The following is a 1,462-nucleotide window of genomic DNA, read 5'->3' on the forward strand; positions in this document are numbered from 1 at the left end:
TAAAGTGTACCCTGTGTAAAGGACATTTTAAAAAAGCCTAAGCAATTTTTAAAAGATGATCTCTGTATTGAACAGGGGTCATCTTTTTTAGGTTCCATTGGTGTCTATAGTTGTTATAGTAGATCATATAATTTTTGATTTCTTTTTTTAACTCTTCAATTGTTTCACAAGATTTAATGTTAGCTTCATCTTTAAAGTGACCAAAGAAGGATTCTTGGGGAGCGTTATCCCAACAGTTCCCTCGTCTAGACATAGATTGTTGTAATCCTAGTTTCTTCACTAACTTTTGAAAGTATGGGTGTGTGTAGTGGATACCTTGATCCGAGTGTATTAATGCGCCTTCTCTCTTTTTAAATCTTCGATTTTTCTTTAGTTTAAGAAGGGTTTCTGTAGCTAAATCCATGGTCATGCGGTCTGATACGTGGTAGGCCAAGATTTCATTAGTCGAGCCATCTTTTATGGTAGACAAATAGGCTTTCTGGCCCCTTCCGTAAAATAAATAAGTGATATCGGTCAGGAGTACTTTTCCAGGAACCTCTTGCTTAAATTGACGCTTTAAGAGGTTTGGCATGACTCTATGTTCTTGAGTTGCTTTCAACATTCTCCGATAGGGATTTGCTTTTCTTATAGGGCAGACAATCTCATACTTCTTCATAATTCTACGTATACGTTTCAAGTTGAAGACAATTTTAAATTGACTTGCCAATGTCATTTTAATTTGGCGAGCCCCTTTTTTACGTTTTTTAAATTGATAGGCCTTCATAATAATTCCCCTTAACTGCTCGTCCCTTTCCTCTCGCTCCTGTCTACGTTTTTGGGAGGATGAATGAAAGTAATTATAATATCCCGAACGGGATATCTGAGAGACATTACATAAGTATTGAACCTTATTTTTAAGTTTATATTTAGTAATGATGGACCGAATTAATACATACTTTTGTTCGGCTGACAGGGTTATTTCTTTCTCATTAGCCTCCTTTCGGCTAAATCGATCTTTTTTAGCAACTCATTCTCTGCCTTCAATAGGTTAACTTGAGCTTCTAGCCGAGCATATTTTTCTTCTATAGATAGATCTCTTTCACGTGGACGTCCTGAATTTCCTTTGCGAGTATCATTTAAACCTTCTAAGCCATTCTTTCGATAGGCTGAACGCCACCTTTTACCGGCTGCCTGCACGCGATACATACCAACAACCTCTATATCAAAACCACTATCTTCAAAGATATCTCTTGGTAACTTACCTGCCTGATTTTGAGCAATAAAGTATCGCTTAAAATCATCTGTATATGTAATCCCCTTGGGGCTAACAGCCTTAACATTAGGATTCTTTAATAAGGACTTCATTTCTTTTTCTGTAAAAGTCTTTATGCTCATTGTGATGTATCTCCAATCCTATCTTTTCTTTATACAAATAAAAGTACCCTACAGAGAGACTTTTTTAAAGTGTCTACTCTATAGGGTA

General features: G+C 36.3%; 1 protein-coding gene. It reads right to left on the reverse strand.

What is annotated here, in order from left to right:
- Positions 1-37: 37 nt before the first annotated feature.
- Positions 38-1,374, reverse strand: a protein-coding gene (locus tag ACIQXU_RS20935) for an IS3 family transposase (RefSeq protein ID WP_402992132.1) whose coding sequence is annotated in 2 segments (ribosomal slippage) — positions 38-981 and positions 981-1,374 — 1,338 coding nt in all. Because the reading frame shifts where the segments join, the coding sequence is not laid out codon by codon here.
- Between the last annotated feature and the right edge of the window lie 88 nt (positions 1,375-1,462).

The organism is Peribacillus sp. NPDC097284, from assembly GCF_044761765.1.
Classification (GTDB): Bacteria; Bacillota; Bacilli; order Bacillales; family DSM-1321; genus Peribacillus.